Source organism: Microcoleus asticus IPMA8 (genome assembly GCF_013179805.1).
GTDB classification, from domain to species: Bacteria; Cyanobacteriota; Cyanobacteriia; order Cyanobacteriales; family Microcoleaceae; genus Microcoleus; species Microcoleus asticus.
In genome coordinates this window covers 16,658-32,597 of the sequence record NZ_SRRZ01000085.1, presented here as the reverse complement: position 1 = coordinate 32,597, position 15,940 = coordinate 16,658, and the positions used below count along the sequence as shown (strand labels likewise).

14 protein-coding genes and 2 pseudogenes are annotated in these 15,940 nt (G+C 44.9%); 6 read left to right on the top strand and 10 right to left on the bottom strand.

Annotation, left to right across the window (positions count from 1 at the left end; all coding sequences use genetic code 11):
• Positions 1–52: 52 nt before the first annotated feature.
• From E5S67_RS21140 to E5S67_RS21110, 7 genes and pseudogenes are all read right to left on the bottom strand, one after another.
• Complete coding sequence (locus E5S67_RS21140; protein WP_216670622.1) at positions 53–1,036, bottom strand: DNA cytosine methyltransferase; 984 nt, start codon at positions 1,034–1,036, stop codon at positions 53–55.
• Positions 1,033–1,758: an MAE_28990/MAE_18760 family HEPN-like nuclease gene (locus tag E5S67_RS21135; RefSeq protein ID WP_172190355.1), complete on the bottom strand. Its 726-nt coding sequence runs from the start codon at positions 1,756–1,758 to the stop codon at positions 1,033–1,035. Before E5S67_RS21135 ends, E5S67_RS21140 begins: the two co-directional genes overlap by 4 nt.
• Before the next feature lie 2 nt (positions 1,759–1,760).
• A complete protein-coding gene (locus E5S67_RS21130) occupies positions 1,761–2,831 on the bottom strand; it encodes a DUF262 domain-containing protein (protein ID WP_172190354.1) in 1,071 nt (356 codons plus the stop codon).
• A gap of 61 nt (positions 2,832–2,892) precedes the next feature.
• A complete protein-coding gene (locus E5S67_RS21125; RefSeq protein ID WP_172190353.1) occupies positions 2,893–4,068 on the bottom strand; it encodes a homocysteine biosynthesis protein in 1,176 nt (391 codons plus the stop codon).
• Positions 4,069–4,173: 105 nt separating this feature from the next.
• A complete protein-coding gene (locus E5S67_RS21120; RefSeq protein ID WP_172190352.1) occupies positions 4,174–4,542 on the bottom strand; it encodes a hypothetical protein in 369 nt (122 codons plus the stop codon).
• Positions 4,543–4,844: 302 nt separating this feature from the next.
• A complete protein-coding gene (locus tag E5S67_RS21115) occupies positions 4,845–6,017 on the bottom strand; it encodes an AI-2E family transporter (protein WP_172190351.1) in 1,173 nt (390 codons plus the stop codon).
• A 172-nt stretch (positions 6,018–6,189) separates the two neighbouring features.
• Positions 6,190–6,807: pseudogene (locus E5S67_RS21110) on the bottom strand (Uma2 family endonuclease).
• Between the two features lie 201 nt (positions 6,808–7,008).
• Here E5S67_RS21110 and E5S67_RS21105 point away from each other — a divergent pair.
• From E5S67_RS21105 to E5S67_RS21095, 3 genes and pseudogenes are all read left to right on the top strand, one after another.
• Positions 7,009–7,242 carry a hypothetical protein gene (locus E5S67_RS21105; RefSeq protein WP_172190350.1) on the top strand — a complete coding sequence of 78 codons (234 nt, stop codon included), beginning with the start codon at positions 7,009–7,011 and terminating at the stop codon, positions 7,240–7,242.
• A 71-nt stretch (positions 7,243–7,313) separates the two neighbouring features.
• A complete protein-coding gene (locus E5S67_RS21100) occupies positions 7,314–8,648 on the top strand; it encodes a class I SAM-dependent methyltransferase (protein ID WP_172190349.1) in 1,335 nt (444 codons plus the stop codon).
• A 99-nt stretch (positions 8,649–8,747) separates the two neighbouring features.
• Positions 8,748–8,975, top strand: a pseudogene (locus E5S67_RS21095) (type IV pilin protein); the annotation flags it as partial.
• Between the two features lie 95 nt (positions 8,976–9,070).
• Here E5S67_RS21095 and E5S67_RS21090 read toward each other — a convergent pair.
• Complete coding sequence (locus E5S67_RS21090) at positions 9,071–9,244, bottom strand: hypothetical protein (protein WP_172190348.1); 174 nt, start codon at positions 9,242–9,244, stop codon at positions 9,071–9,073.
• A gap of 263 nt (positions 9,245–9,507) precedes the next feature.
• Positions 9,508–9,696, bottom strand: a complete 189-nt coding sequence (locus E5S67_RS32595; RefSeq protein WP_216670621.1) for a hypothetical protein — start codon at positions 9,694–9,696, stop codon at positions 9,508–9,510.
• Between the two features lie 127 nt (positions 9,697–9,823).
• Here E5S67_RS32595 and E5S67_RS21080 point away from each other — a divergent pair, with 127 nt between their 5' ends.
• From E5S67_RS21080 to E5S67_RS21070, 3 genes are all read left to right on the top strand, one after another.
• On the top strand, positions 9,824–11,143 hold the full coding sequence (locus tag E5S67_RS21080; protein ID WP_172190346.1) for a class I SAM-dependent methyltransferase: 1,320 nt from the start codon (positions 9,824–9,826) through the stop codon (positions 11,141–11,143).
• 111 nt (positions 11,144–11,254) lie between these two features.
• Positions 11,255–11,776 (top strand): type IV pilin-like G/H family protein, encoded by a 522-nt coding sequence (locus E5S67_RS21075; RefSeq protein WP_172190345.1) that lies wholly within the window; start codon positions 11,255–11,257, stop codon positions 11,774–11,776.
• 118 nt (positions 11,777–11,894) lie between these two features.
• Positions 11,895–14,135 carry an O-linked N-acetylglucosamine transferase, SPINDLY family protein gene (locus tag E5S67_RS21070; protein ID WP_172190344.1) on the top strand — a complete coding sequence of 747 codons (2,241 nt, stop codon included), beginning with the start codon at positions 11,895–11,897 and terminating at the stop codon, positions 14,133–14,135.
• A 76-nt stretch (positions 14,136–14,211) separates the two neighbouring features.
• Here the strand turns inward: E5S67_RS21070 and E5S67_RS33515 are convergent, their stop codons facing one another.
• A complete protein-coding gene (locus E5S67_RS33515) occupies positions 14,212–15,930 on the bottom strand; it encodes an FkbM family methyltransferase (RefSeq protein ID WP_246276902.1) in 1,719 nt (572 codons plus the stop codon).
• Positions 15,931–15,940 lie beyond the last annotated feature (10 nt).

Sequence of the window (15,940 nt, the reverse complement as noted above, 5' to 3'; positions counted from 1 at the left end):
AAAATTATTTTTGATGACTATCTACCCAAATGGAATTATCGTGCAGTTCCGACTATTTAGCAGACGCTAAAGTTATTAAATTTTCATTCCTCAGAGAGATTGCACGATCCTGTTCCGGATGTCCGAACCGACCATTTCCGTAGCCGAAGCATTGGGTTGTGATCGTTGGAGCCGGGGCGTCCCACTTCATACGACCATACACGCTAGCATAAGTTTGTCCAGATTTCTTACGATGACATGGTGCCAGCAGTGAATCATCCCAGTCATGCCATGTGCCTCCGGGTTTTGAGGCTCTGATTCGGCGGAGGTTCAGGTCACTTAGTGAGGATGCGGTATGAAGTGCGTCATTTGGATCGGAGCATCCGGCTGCTAAGGCGGGTAGATGGGAAATGGCCTCACGCACAGTTGTGCACGATCGTCTAGAAAAGATTGGAGGTACTAATTCTACTGGCCCGAATCGGGACGCTAGCAGCACAAGCCGTTTACGAGTCTGTGGAACTCCATATTGAACACAATCTACAATACTGCAACTGGTCGCATAGCCTTCGAGGTCCTTCAAAAAATCCTTGAAAACTTCATGCTCTAAAAGCTGTGGCACATTCTCCATCGTTACGAAGTCGGGTTGAGTCTCCCGTACCAACCGACCGAAGTCGGATACGAGAACCCACTTAGTGTGCTGGCGTTCCTGGCGTCCCTTACGGCTGTAAGTCGAGAATGGTTGGCAGGGCGTGCAGCCGGCCAGCAAACGCAATGTCCCATCGCCAAAAATATCTGCAAGTTGGGAACCAGATAGATCGCTGACATCCTGCTGGACGAAAAGGGCGTCGTTGTTGCTCTCATATGGGAAGCGACATTGTGGATCGATGTCGATGCCCGCAACAACCTGAATACCTCCTCGGATCAGTCCATGCGTAAGACCGCCCAAACCGCAAAACAGATCGATGCAGCTAATGGCTGTACTTCTGCGATCGATCTGAGGCTCTTTGCCATTGTGAGCGCCGACCATAGTCTCATCTGGATTCATGCCTTGGCTCATGTAGGTCGGTTCTCCGGCATTAGGAACTCATGTGCATCGATCGATAACTTGAAGCAATTTACAACCTCTCTCAGATACAATGCTGTTCGTTCAGTGAGGTCACGAAGCTGGCTAACAGTAATATTATTGCCACTCTCTGCAAATGATAGATTACCGTGTGCTAGTTTGTTCCGAAAACTTTTGATCAGGGAAAGTGCGCCTTGGTCATCCCGAAATGGTTGTTTGACAGCACGATTAGCCTGACGACTTATATTTAAGGACAATCCTAGACGTTTACTAAGTTTGTAAATCTCCTCATCATCCCAATTTCCACCTCCACCTTTTTCAACTTCAAAAGTTGATATGGGGAGCGCTTGCACTAGGTGATCGCAGAGGTTCAATGCAGATTCCAGGCGATTATCGTAGTTGAGATCAGTATGGGTGCGTGCGGTGCATCGCACCCACTCGCGGCGCAACTCAATGGACAACTCATTGGGCTGCGATCTGTTATTAACCACTGCCTTAGATACGGCATCTACGCACCGAGTAATAGTTGACTCGACAAGATTGTAGAGCTGTAAGTAAACACTCGAATAGAGGATTTTCTGCTGTTGCGGAGTGATCGTAGCTTCTCCGATTTGTGGAGGTCCTCCCTGCACTTGTTCCTGTATGGACTCAAGCAGGTCAAGGTAAGTTTCAATTTCCTGTAAACGCTCTTCAAAAGCTTGGCTCAAATCCTCCATCCTCAATCTCCAAGTAAACGATCGCGAACGAAATGTATACGAGCCCTGAGTCTGCCTATTGCGTTCGCACCGTCGGCGCCGGTTACTTTTGTAAAGTCCTTGCTGTTCAACCATTCTTCAACTTTGAGCGATTGGTTAGCTATCTCAGGCCGTTGCTGAAGTGCTAGATAGCTTCCAATGGCTATAGCTTCAAAACGCGATCGGGGTGTAGCCTTACCTTTAAGTGTTTTGCGGAAACCCGACGGGAAGTTGCGCGAGACAAAGTCTATCATGTCCATGAAGCGTTGCCGATAGGACTCAATTTCTGCTGGGTTCTGTTTAAAGCGATCGTTCATCTTCTTCGTGTAGGTGAAAAGAAATGGCGACACTCTGTCTTTATATGCTTCTAGCGCATCACCGTATGCGAAGAATCGTGTAACGAGTTCTTCTCTCTCGCGCTCCAATAAAAGCTTGTCAGATATTGGCGCAAGTTTGACAAAGCTCGGCTCTTTGGCGAGTGATATCACAAGGTCGAGGAAAGCACCTCCTAACGCACCTCGACGCACCTCAGCCTTGTTCGCGACCTTGCTTCCTGTGTTAATTCGTTCAAAAAGATCAAATCGTGCTTGCTCATCGGCGTGCTCATTGAGCACGATCCCTCTGATAGTATGGTTCTGGATTTTTCGTTGCCGAGATTTGGGAAAATCTTTGAATCGAAATCCGGTCAGTAGCGAGAGTTCTTCCAAGTCACCTAGGGGAAAGTCACCAAGAACGAACTCCTCAATCGTTCTAAGGCGCTGTAAACCATCAACAATTTCAAGGTTACCTGTTGACGGGCTTTCCCAAAAAAACAGGAAAGGGATCGGAAGTCCCATCAATACTGACTCAATGAACCGGGATTTGCGCTCTGGTTCCCATGGGGACTCGCGTCGGTAGGCCGGAATCTCAAAATCTCCTTTCTGCATCTTTACGGCCAGAAAGTCAATGGAATATTCCGTCAGATAGAACTCAATTCTCTTTGTGTGTTCAAAAATCTGTTTCTCAGCAGCCGCAACTTCCTCATCAGTGAACTTAGACTGGTTCTCGTCGATCATCTTTGAATATCCTCTTGTGGTTCATTCAAGTTATAATCCGTGACTTTAGTCTAGGAACTGTCTATTCCAGCCTCACTTGGGCACCCCACAAATCTTGCGGGAGAAATACTCGATCGGCTGGTAGGGGAGCAACTGGGGCCGTGAGAGTAAATTGACCCGTTTCAATTTGCTGCTTCAATTCCAATGCTACTTGCCGGGAGAGAAACATACTCGCAAGAGGGGCCGCCCGCACTGGTTTGCCCTCGATCGTGATGCGGCCAGTCTTTAATTGAGCATAGCTGACTAAACCGAAGGTGGGACGAACGCGCCGGGGGATAGAGAAATCTACCACCGGCGCTACTATTTTTTTGTCGGATACTGCACAGTGGGCGACGACTGTTTCGTTTAAGACGGGAAAGGGGATGCCGACTCCCAGCATCAGGGATGGGCCGTAGTTTTTGAAGTAGCAGCCTCGCACCCATTTGGAGTTCATCTGTTTGGCGTCGCCGATGAGTGCGAGGGTGGCGGCCGGGCCGATGGGGGTGCGGTTGGGCTGGCGTTTTTGCAGGGGGAAGTGCTGGGTTCCTTCCCAGGTGATGTAGCCCTGAGCGCCTCCTAGGAAGATGCGAGTGCCGATGCCGATGATTTCGAGGTCGGGGTCGTTGAGCAGGGGAGACATGGCTCCAAGGTTCGAGTAGACTGCGTTGCCGAGGTTTGGTTGCAAGGGGCCGAGGTAGGTGAACAGCGGGCGATCGCCTCCATTGACGCCAACAATAAAGTTTTGATATGCGTTGCGGGGATTGAATAAATAAAACTGGTTGATGGTATCGCGGGTAATCGTGGTTTCAAAGGAGGCGCGGGGGTAGCAGTCTGTTACTTGCCCCAAGGCGCGCAACTGCACGGGTTTGCCGGCTATTAAGTCTTCGATGACGTGTCCGCCGCCCCGTTCGCGGGATTCTTCGCCGTCTTCGGCTACTTGGGTGGCTCCCAGGTACAGGTCTACGGCCCCGAAGCCCGAGTAGGCTAAAACGCCGTCCAGCCAGCACTGGCGGATTTTTATCGGCGGGTCGGTATGCCCGAGGTTGATGATTGCACCGGAGGATTCCATCGGCTCGAAGGTGCCGGTGGTAATCACATCGACTTCTTTGGCTGCTTGGGTAATGCTGGTTTCTTGAACTCTAGTTTTAAGTTCTTCGATTGTCCAGACTGTGGCTTTGCCCTGGCTGATTTTATCGTTGATTTCGTCGATCGATCGCATAAGACTATTTTAGATTTTAGATTTAGATTTTAGTGTGATGGAATGTCGATCGACCGAATGCAGTTTTGGCGATCGGCCTTTTTATTGTTCTTCGCTATAAATTAGCTACAAACTCTGTGTTTGCAATTGCTGCCTCACCCACAGCCAGCAATATCGGACAATAGCATTATCGTCCTGAGTTCCTGAGATTTTTATTAAATGAGCCAGCAAGGTTGCAGGCATAATTGGAAATGAAAGACTGTATTCGTAAAAAATATATTTGGGATTTTGAACGTTATCAATTTGCACATTTTCTACCCTATATCGCCTTTTAATAATTGCTAGCTGCTGATAAATTCGTAATCGATTTGAGGAGATACGGGTCAGATAGACTTCAATGACTAAATCTGGTGGCACATCCTTTGAAATTTCAATTTTTTTTACCGAGAATACTGTCAAGAGTTTGGATATAAAAACATGAATTTGGTTTTGCACCTTGTTGTAAATCGGAGCGATTTAAACTCGTCGAACAAAATCCTTTAAGTCTCAAGTGTAACTTTTCAGTTAAAGCGGTAACGATGCGTTTCAGCTCCCAATTTATGTTTTTATGTAAGTCGGACGGCATCATGATTTCTAGCACTCTTCGACTGTCAGCGAATTTAGAGGATCTGCGGTCTCCAGATTCTGCCAATAACGTCTGATAAGTTGGCAAACTGATAGTTGGTAAAAGCACTCCTTGAGTAGTTTTTAAACGTGGATTGTCAAGGGGTGCAACAGTCATCATCGATCTAATTCAATTATTGATTTTCAGGAGTGTGGCTTTCTGTATTATTTGGGATTTCTAATTTTTGTTCTGGCAGGCTTTCTGGCTTGTTATGTGTTACTCCTAAAGATTCGTACTCCTCGTGAATAGCAGTATCGATCGCTGCTAGCTTTCTGGGATTAGTGTCCCACTGGTTCAGAATGTCTTTAATCAAAACTTCTCTAACCCAAACTTGAGCCACAACGGTGAGAGGAAGGGCAAGTAATAGTCCTAAAAATCCAAAGAAGGTGGCGAAGAATACTTGAGCTATTAAGGTAACAGCCGGCAGTAGCGCTACTTGCTGCGCCATAACGTAAGGGGTGAGGAGGTTGCTTTCAAATTGTTGAATTAGAAAGTAGAGGATAAGCACAAAACCGGATTTTAAGGGAGAGTCTAAAAGTGCGATCGTCACTGGGGGAATGACGCTCAAACCGGGTCCGATATTGGGTATTAAGTTCAGCAAACCAGCTAAAACAGCGTGAGCTAGAGCTAGGGGAACTTGCAATACTGACAAACCAATTAGGCTGAGAAAAGTGATGACGCTCATGCTAATTAAAGCACCGATTACCCATCTGCCAAGAGCTATTTCGCATTCATCCAAGATGCCATCGATTCGCCGCCGATAAAAAGAGGGAAATAGTTGGATAAATCCTTTGCGGTAAGACAAAGGATCTGCTAATGTCATTAAGGTCAAAACTATGACTAGCAAAAAGCTGAGAATAACGCCTAAGGTGTTGCCTACAAAAGCTCCTGCGCCGCCGACGAGTTGATTGAATAGGGGTTGCAGTTGTTGGATAATGTCGTTAATATCAAGATTCGGCAGTCGCTGACCAATTTGTCCAGAAAAGCGAGCTTCAATCTGATCGATCCACTCATTTAACCTTGCTATTCCTTGAGGGGCTCTTTGGGTAAGTTGTTGAAACTGTTGGGCAAAGGGTGGTACAATGATTAGGAATAATCCTACGAAGATCAGGACTAGGAAGCTAACTGATAAGAGTACGGCGATCGATCTTTTGAGTCCGAATTTTTGCAAGTAGCGCGCTAGTCTGTTTAAGGCTGTGGCTAAGACGACGGCGGCAAACAGCAGCAGTAGGGCCTGCCTGATTTGCCACAGGATGTAACAAGATGCGATGAGGGCTAATAAGCCCATCCACTGTCCTAGCTTCATTAGATTTTAGATTTTAGATTTTAGATTGAGGAATAGGGTATTGGGAATTGCTGCTGGCTAATTGCTCTACAGCCCCGAAGCGATTCATCGCATCTCTACAAGATACCTTAGATGCGCGCGATCGCATCTTTAATCAGATACCCCTACTCGGACATCAGCATAAGCAGCCTCCTCAATTACCTTTTGCGAACACCTGCTGCGCTGTCAGCTTCAATTCTGGGAAAGTTGGGGACTCAATACCCTCGCCCCCTCTGAACAGTTTGACTTGGTATTCGCCGTCAATTAGTTGGTAAACCGAAAAAGTGGGTTGTTTGGGGTGGCAAATAAACCATCTGCCGCCCAATCCTAGATAGTCTATAATCCAATATTCTTGAATACCCATTGACTCATATGCCTCAAGCTTTAGGGCATAATCATCCCCCCAATTAGTGCTAGTTACCTCGACGATTAGGGGGACTGATGAACCCATTGTGATAATTGATGATTTCTCCCATCGCGGCTCGTTTCCAATGGTTTGTTCGTTAAGTACAATAATATCTGGTTCATATCCCGATTCCTCGCGCATGGGTTTGATAACGCATTCTTTGGGGATGAAGTAAGGCAAATTGAGACGCTCAATCTATATTCCGACTTTCAGTGCGGTAAAACCGGCCACTTTAGAATGTTTACCTGTTGCTTTTGGCATCTCAACAATTTCTCCATTGTGCAGTTCGTAGTGGTGTTCTGAATTTTCAGGATACCAGTCAATGAATTCATCGAATGTTACTAATACAGGTATGATTTGAATCATGGTGAGTGCCTCAAGTTTGGTTGCGTTGTGCCGGGAATTAAGATTTGGGCAAAAACACAGTCTTTAGACCTAGTGTAGATCGATCGCACTTTTTGATGGCGTCTCTACTGCTGCTGTTGTTGCGATCGCCAGCCGAGGATCGCAGCTAAGATGATACTGGGCGTAAAGACGGCGATGAGGGCGTTAAGGTCGGTAGAAGGTATGGATAAGCTAGGCCCTGCGTACTTGATGGCCACCGAAAGCGCGGCGCAAAGGGTGAATACTTTGAGGATGGGGGTGATGTTGGTGTTCATGGACGTGGTAGTTGGTTGTATAATATGTTTTTGCGCGGGGGCTGGAAAGATTTACCCTCACTATTATGCCCAGTCCTTGCCCCCCAGCCGCGTGGGGTTTGCCGAAAAGTGCGATCGCAACTACCTTTCGGGCGCCGCGTAGATAAGATACCTTCTCATCCTAAAATTAACGTATGTCACAGCGCCATTTGTTAGTAGCGGGAGCAATGTAGAATGAACAACCAAACATCTGAGATCGTAGAAAAAATTCGCCAGCAATTTAACAGCGCTCCTTACCCCAGAATCCCGCTCGAACAATCTCCTAAAGATAACTACCAGCTTCTCTATATTCATAACCTTATAACACCTTACTATTTAAGAAATCAAACAGTTATTGAAACTGAAGGAAAAATTATTTTAGATGCAGGCTGTGGCACCGGCTATAAATCCTTGACTTTAGCAGAAGCCAATCCCGGCGCTAAAATAGTTGGTATTGACTTATCAGAAGAATCGGTTAAGTTAGCCCGTCACCGTCTCGAATATCATGGGTTTGAGAATGCAGAGTTTCATGTGCTTTCAATTGAAGATTTGCCTAAATTAGGATTAGAGTATGACTATATTAATAGTGACGAAGTTCTTTATTTACTCCCAGATATAAAGGCGGGATTGAAAACACTTAAGTCTGTGCTAAAATATCAGGGAATAATTCGTGCTAATTTCCATAGTTCGCTACAGAGGTTTGCCTATTTTTGGGCTCAGGAAGTTTTCAAAATGATGGGATTGATGGACGAAAATCCCCGAGAGTTAGAAATGGAATTAGCCCGAGAAATTATGACCGCTTTGAAAGATAATGTCATTCTCAAGAAACTCACCTGGAAGCCCGATGCCGCCCAGAGTGAAGAGTGGATGCTAATGAATTATTTATTTCAAGGCGATAAAGGCTACACTATCCCTGAAATGTTTTCGGCACTGCAAGCCGCTGATTTAGAGTTGGTCAGTATGGTGAATTGGCGGCAATGGAACTTGCTCGATCTTTTCAAAGAGCAAGACAATTTACCTGCTTTTCTAGCCATGAGCCTGCCAGAAATTTCTACAGAAGAAGGGCTGCATTTATGTGAATTGTTACATCCCGTCAACCGTTTAATTGACTTTTGGTGCGGTCATCCCGATAGGGCACAGCCATTTGTGCCGGTTGCTGAATGGACTTTATCTGACTGGCAGGATGCGCGGGTACACCTGCATCCTCAGCTAAAAACTCCCCAGGCGAAAGCAGACTTGATCCAGTGCATCACTAGCCAACAACCCTTCGAGATTAGCCGTTATGTCACTTTGCCCGCTTTAGTACCTATTTTCCTAGAAAGTTATATGGCTGCTTGCTTGCTACCGCTTTGGGAGGGCGCTTGTCCTGCGAAGTCCCTTGTGGAACGCTGGTTAAAGCTCAAACCCCTGCATCCGGTTAATCTAGAGCCTGTCAGCGAACAGGCAGCTTGGGAGGAAGTTAAAGAAGTCTTGAGTAGGCTCGAAGTGTTTCTTTACCTGCTTTTGGAGCGTTCACCCCGCCCTAGCTAAGTTTTTTTAGCACAGGGTGATATGAGAAGGAACGAAAGTGAGTAAGTTACATTCAGGAGTTACAAATCAAGCATCCCACCCCTCAAGGAGAAACAAACCATGAAAACTGAATTAAAAGCCAAGTTCCTGCAACACCTCAATCAAAGAAGATAAGATCAAGGTTTTACGCTGATTGAACAGTTGGTAGTTATCATCATTATCGGTATTCTTCCGGCTATAGCTTTGCCTGCATTCCTCAACCAAGCAAACAAAGCCAAGCAATCTGAAGCCAAGCAGTATATCGCCTCGATCGACAAGGGTCAGCCGGCTTACTATGCTGAGATGGGAGTCAAGGGTGATATCGCTAAGTTCTGTTCCACTACTGGAATTTGTGCGGTTCCCGATTCTGCTATTGCTTGGTGATTTTCCGCATTCAGCTTAATTCAATATTGAATCTGTGGCAAAATATCGCTCCACTGGCTTCGATTGAGGTTTTCCAATAAAATAATTTCCGGTTCGCAGTTAATATCTAAATCTTCTTCCATCAAAAGATTCCTCACAATCCCTGATAGAATTAAACTTGCATCTAACTCTGATTTTTCTACAGTTTGGCTCACATCTATTAAAAGAGTTAGGAAATCGCGATCGGGATGACTTACCCGACTCCTAATAATTAGTTCTAACTCTAAATAAAGAGATTATGCTGATTGCTTCCAATCAGGAAAAATCAGCAAATTTAAGGGTTTCAGATTTAAGGTGGCTAGATCCATGTGATTGTCTGTCTCATCTATATTGCTGGGCATCAAGGGGTTTTGGTGTGAGTGTTCGATCGCCCCTGGTTTAATTTAACTCGTCTTTGGGCGCGATCGCGCTCCCTCCCCTATCTTGGCTGTTGGCGCGATCGCCAGCCGAGGATGGCAGCTAAGATGATACTGGGGGTAAAGACGGCGATGAGGGCGTTGAGGTCCGTAGAGGGTATGGATAAGCTAGGCCCTGCATACTTGATGGCCAGGGAAAGGGCGGCGGATAGGGTGAATACTTTGAGGATGGGGCTGATGTTGGTGTTCATGGACGTGGTAGTTCGTTGGGCGATCTGGTTTTGAGAGTATTATGGCAAGTATGTGTTGTGGCCCGGCGGGCGAGCGGCTATTTTCTGAGATACTAAGGTAATTTGCCACCGTTGAGCGTAATTAAAAATGGATCACCAAAATTTAGAGTTAATAGAAAATATCCGCCAGCAATTTGACAATACTCCTTATCCCAGAACCCCGCTGGAACTATCTCCAAAAGACAACAGTGAATTGCTCTACCTTCATAATCTTGTCACTGCTTACTACTTCCGAAATAGAAGAGTTATTAATACAAAAGGTAAAGTTATCCTAGATGCGGGATGCGGCACTGGTTATAAATCCTTGGTTTTAGCTCTAGCCAATCCGGGAGCAAAAATAGTAGGCATCGATTTATCAGCAGAATCAGTGAAACTAGCTGAGCAACGTTTACAGTATCATGGGGTTGCCAATGCAGAATTTTATGCTTTGAAGATAGAAGAATTACCAAGTTTAGGGTTACAGTTTGACTATATTAATGCTGACGAAGTTCTGTATCTCTTGCCCGACGCTGTTGCTGGATTGCAAGCGATGAAGTCAGTTCTGTCTCCCGACGGAATCATTCGCACAAACCTACATAGTTCAAATGGTAGGGCCGGAGTATTTCGCGCTCAAGCTGCTTTCAAAACAATGGGATTAATGAATGGATCTCCGGGAGAAGTGGAGATAGAAATAGTCCGGGAAACAATGGAAGCATTACAAGATGAAGTAGGACTTAAGGCATTCACGTGGAATTCCGATCGCGCGCAGAATGAGGCATGGATTATGGCTAACTATTTATTAGTGGGTGATAAAGGTTGTACCATTCCTGAAATGTTTGCAATGTTGAGAGGTGCTGATTTAGAGTTTATCAGTATGGTGGCTTGGCGCAGGTGGGAGTTGATGGATTTATTCAAAGATCCAGATGATTTGCCTCCGTTTTTGGCTATGAGTCTGCCAGAAGCTTCTCTGGAAGAGCAACTGCATTTATTTGACTTGTTACATCCCCTCCACCGTTTGTTTGATTTCTGGTGCGGCAATCCCGATCGAGCTCAGGCTTTTGTGCCAGTTGCTGAATGGACGGCGGTTGACTGGCAGTCAGCGCGGGTACATCTGCACCCTCAACTGAGGACTTCCCAGATTATGGAAGACTTGAGTAATTGCATTGACAGCCAGACGCCGTTTGAGATTAGCCGTTATATTATTGTACCAACTTTAGCGCCGGTGGCGATCGACAGTAAAATGGCGGCTTGTTTGCTACCTCTTTGGGATGGGCCGCAGTCTGTGGTGTCGCTAGTCCAGAAGTGGCTACAGATTATAGCCGAGGCTGCTGTTAATCTAGAACCCGCAGCCCAGGAGACGGCCTTAGATGAAGTCAAGGAACTGTTGACTAGGCTGGAAGTCTTGCTGTACGTGCTTTTGGAGCGTTAGTTGCCAGACATAAAAAAAAAATGGATGGGATGATAGCAAAGCGGGGGAAACTGGGTAAGTTACATATAAGAGTTAGAAACGAGCATCCCACCCCTCACGGAGAAAAGACTTATGAAGACTGAATTTAAAGCCAAGTTCCTGCAACACATCAACAAAAGAAGACAGGATCAAGGTTTCACCCTGATTGAACTGCTGGTTGTTATCATTATCATCGGTATTCTTTCTGCTATTGCTTTGCCCGCCTTCCTCAACCAAGCAAACAAAGCCAAGCAGTCTGAAGGCAAACAGTATATCAGTTCAATCAACAAGGGTCAGCAGGCTTACTACGCAGAGAATACTAAATTTGGGAGTGACGTTGCCACTTTGGGTCTCGGCCTCAAAACTCAAACCACTAACTATGACTACAGTGTAGCAAATACGGCATCCTCGGCTGACGCCACGGCAACCCCCAACAGCTCTACTATTGCGTCTCTCAAAGGATATGCCGGGGGAGTCGGGTTGGTTGATGCAGGCGAGGCAAAAACCACCCAGAGCGTACTTTGTGAGAAGCAGACTGTTGGTGCGCCTGCTGTCGCTACCTATAATGCGACTGAAGTCTCTTGTGGAGCCGACATGACACTTGTTACCAAGTAATTGCTGAATATAACAAGTATGGCTTGTTAAGGGGAGCGGGTAGGACTCTGTGTGCTACCCGCTCTTATTGATTATGTAAAAATTGATTATGTAAAAACTGCTTTGAACAGCTTAATATATGGTTTCTAGTGATTTATCGGCTTTAGGATCTCATTGGCAGCAAAAAACTCATCAATTTCTGCTTAAAGGAGATTACGTTGAGGCTGCGAAGCTTTACGAACAGGCAATTGAAGACGAACCAGGCATCAAGTCCCACTACTGGCAGTTAGGGTTGATGTTGCTCTTGCAGGGACAAGAAGTAGAAGCTCAGACTACTTGGCTGTTGGGAGTAGCAGAGGGGGAGCCGGAAGAAATAGATCTGTGGACCCAGGAGCTAATACAGGTTCTGGAAACAGAGGCAGATAGACAGCGGGATCTGGGTGATTATCCGGTGGCTTGGGCAATTCGGCAGCATATCAAAGAAATTAATCCTACAGATATCAACAACCTGTTGCATTTGATCGGGCTGTCCACCATGCTGGAGGTATATACAGGAGAGGAATTGGCAGATACGGGCATCATTGAGCTACTAAAGTCAGAACAAGCGAACGAGGTAGACTTTGAGCTATTGATGCAAGTGTTGAAGAATGTTTTAGACCGTGCTCCTTTGTATCCATCATCCTTTGAGTTGACGGATGCCTGTACAAGATACGTCAAAGACTCCCAAACTTTTTTGGCAATTTTGATCCCGTTTGTTTATAAGATTTCCTACTCTGCAAGGCGATCTGAGTTAGCAGCAAGATTTACTGAATTAGCCTTGCGTGTGGAGCCTCTAAATCCAGAATTACTGGGTAGTTTGTCTTCTTTTTATCAAGATAGTACCGAGTATACTAAAGGAATAGAAACTGCTAAGTTGTGCTATTCAGTTATGGAAGGCTTAGCAAATAAAGTTTATGCTAATTTCTTGCTGATGCGTAGTTTCAGGAGTGCCGGTGGATATTGGGATGAATTTTGTTTAGCCTTAGAAACGCAGAAATCCCTGTTAGCGTCTTTGATAAAGGAGCAACCGACATCCCTGATGGAGAGTGCTACTGTTCGTTTATTTGTTTCTGTATTTTTTTTCCCATACTTTAAGGATATCCCACAGGAAAATATACAACTTCGTCGCCAGGTAACTCAGCTTGCTCAATTAAATGTTGAAAATTATGCAAAGGAGAAAGTGGAGAAATATCGCCAGCGGCGATCGCCCCTTCTCAAGATAGATCCTCCTAGTAAACGTTTGAAGATTGGGTATCTTTCTCATTGCTTACGCAGCCATTCTGTGGGGTGGTTAGCCCGATGGGTGTTTGAGTACCGCGATCCATCTCGCTTTGAAGTAAATATTTACCTGCTTGGCTCTGAAATGAGTCGCGACAAGGTAGAAGATTGGTACATTAGCAAAGTTGATAAAGCTTATAAAATAGGATTAGAGAGTCAGGAAGCTACGGAGAAAATTTATGAAGATGAAATTGATATTTTAGTCGATCTCGATAGTATGACGCTGAGTAATACTTGTGAAGCTATGGCTATTAAACCAGCACCTGTTCAGGTGAGTTGGTTGGGTTGGGATGCGTCGAGTGTGCCAACTATTGATTACTATATTGCCGATCCTTACGTCTTGCCAGAGTCGGCTCAAGACTACTATACGGAAAAAATCTGGCGTTTGCCTCAAACTTACATAGCAGTCGATGGTTTTGAGGTTGGGGTGCCAACGCTGCGACGCGATCACTTGGATATTGGCAGTGATGCTGTGATTTATCTTAGCGCTCAGAGGGGATATAAGTATCATCCCGATACAGCACGGCTGCAAATGCAAATTATTAAAGAAGTACCGAATAGTTACTTTTTAATTAAAGGTTTGGCGGATCAAGAATCAATCAAAAAGTTTTTTGTCGAAGTTGCCGAATCAGAGGGAGTGGGAGCCGATCGCCTGCGATTTTTAGCATTGGCAGGATCGGAAGCAGAGCACCGAGCTAATTTGGCCATTGCAGATGTGGTACTAGATACCTATCCCTACAATGGAGCTACAACCACAATGGAAACGCTGTGGATGGGCGTTCCTTTAGTGACGCGAGTTGGAGAACAGTTTGCTGCTCGTAACAGCTACACGATGATGATGAATGCTGGTATTTCGGAAGGGATTGCTTGGACTGATGAAGAGTATATAGAATGGGGAATTCGTTTAGGGAAAGATGCCGTTTTGCGGCAGCAAATATCCTGGAAACTGCGCCAGTCACGACAAACGGCTCCGCTGTGGAATGGTAAGCAATTTACGCGAGAGCTGGAAAAAGCTTACGAGCAGATGTGGCAGATATATGTTGAAAACTATCAGCAGGAGTAAGGATCTTTTGTAGAGGAATTATACAATTCCGAGTATCCAAATTCAAAATCTACGCTGTAGAATCCACGTTCAAATTTCAATGGCGCTGTTGCTTCAAGGGAATATCTTCAAGTAAAAGGAGATTGTTCAACTCTTGTCTGGAAGCAATAAATACTGAGCGAACCAATGTTTTCGATGAAGATAAAGTCCAATCAATAGGAAACTGTTCGTGGTTAGGTTGGGTTATAGGCATATAAACGAACTCGAAGTATTGCTTTAGTTGATTGTACACCCACTTTCTAGTAGGTCGGCATCCATTACCTGATATAGCTTGCGATGGAAAATCTGCTACTTCTTTGCAAAAATTGATAGCTTCTTCTTCGCCAAACGAAACGCACGTCTCCAGCAGGAGCATCTTTTGGCAACTGCGAGCCATAAACTCGATAGCTTGAGTAGGTTTTTGCAAGTGATACAGCAACCCGTAGGAGTAAACAATGTCAAATTGCTGATTTATTTTTAAATCAGGAGTATCTAAATCTAGTTGTATTGTCTCAACATCAGGATAACGCGATCTAAGTATTTCCAAGTTTTGTGGTCTACCTTCTGCGGCAACTACTTTACAGCTTCGATCCAGAAAAAAGCTTGTATGATCGCCAATTCCTGCTCCAAGTTCGAGTACAGTTTTCCCTACAATATCTAATCCTAAGCTTGCTAAATGTTCTAATCTTCTCTGGTTGTGTCGCAGATATTCATCGGAGTGGAACACCTCCATAGGATCGATTTGTGGTTCCTGCTGGTCTTTAGTGGTAATATCAGCTTCACTGGGGATGAGAGAGTCAATATCATAACCATCAATATAATCTACAATTCGGGAAACAGCAGGGAGAGAAGTTATTCCTCTGTTGACTAGCTGCGGGAATTGAGCCAGAATTTCGACGATGTTGTTAGCGAAGTTGTAGTTGGGATTGCTGCCATAGTGGAAAGTTAAATACTCTAATAATTCCAGAGTATAGTCAGGGAAATTAAGAATATCAGCAATGCAAGCTAATTTTAGAATTCTATCTGGTGTTTTTAGATTGTTTTCCAGGCTCTCCTCTATCAGATCCCGAATGTAAAAAGCATCTCCGTATAATAACTGTCCAGCGCGAACTGCTGAACTAATGGGAGATAGGCTCCGCAAGCGATAAGCTTTATCTAAATCGAACAAAGTAAATCCTTGTTCCCTGAGATAAATATCAACGTCCGCAAATAAAGGCTGATTTTTATAGAGGTGTGAAAACTCGACTTCAGCCTGCACAGCAAGAATAGACTTTCCCAAGATTTGAGAAGCACCTTGTAACACTTGTAATTCTGCGCCCTGAACGTCAATTTGCAAAAAGTCGATTTCCTCAATGCCTTCACTTTGACAAAACTCATCTAATGTAGTTGTTTCTATTCCCACATAAAAATCTAAGTTGACTAATTCTGACAACCCTGAAAACCGCTCAAGATAAGGTTCATTAGGTGGATACAGAGAGCTACACATGGGATGCTTAGTTACATAAAGTATAGATTCGCCTACCGAATTTGCTAGCGCTAGAGGAATATGTTTTTCTGTCCAATTTATTGGTTGAGCTTCCAGAGCACTATTGCTAGCCTCACAAGCATCAGCATCAGCATCAAATCCATAAATAGTCAGATGTGGTGCAAATATTCCCCAGCCTTTCTGACTATACTCATCTTGACTACTAATTTTGCGAGAGCCAACGTTACAAACTGTCATGTGAATGCGATCTAAATGACCGCTTTTTTTTAAACTGGGGAGAAATGCTGACATAGCCTAAACT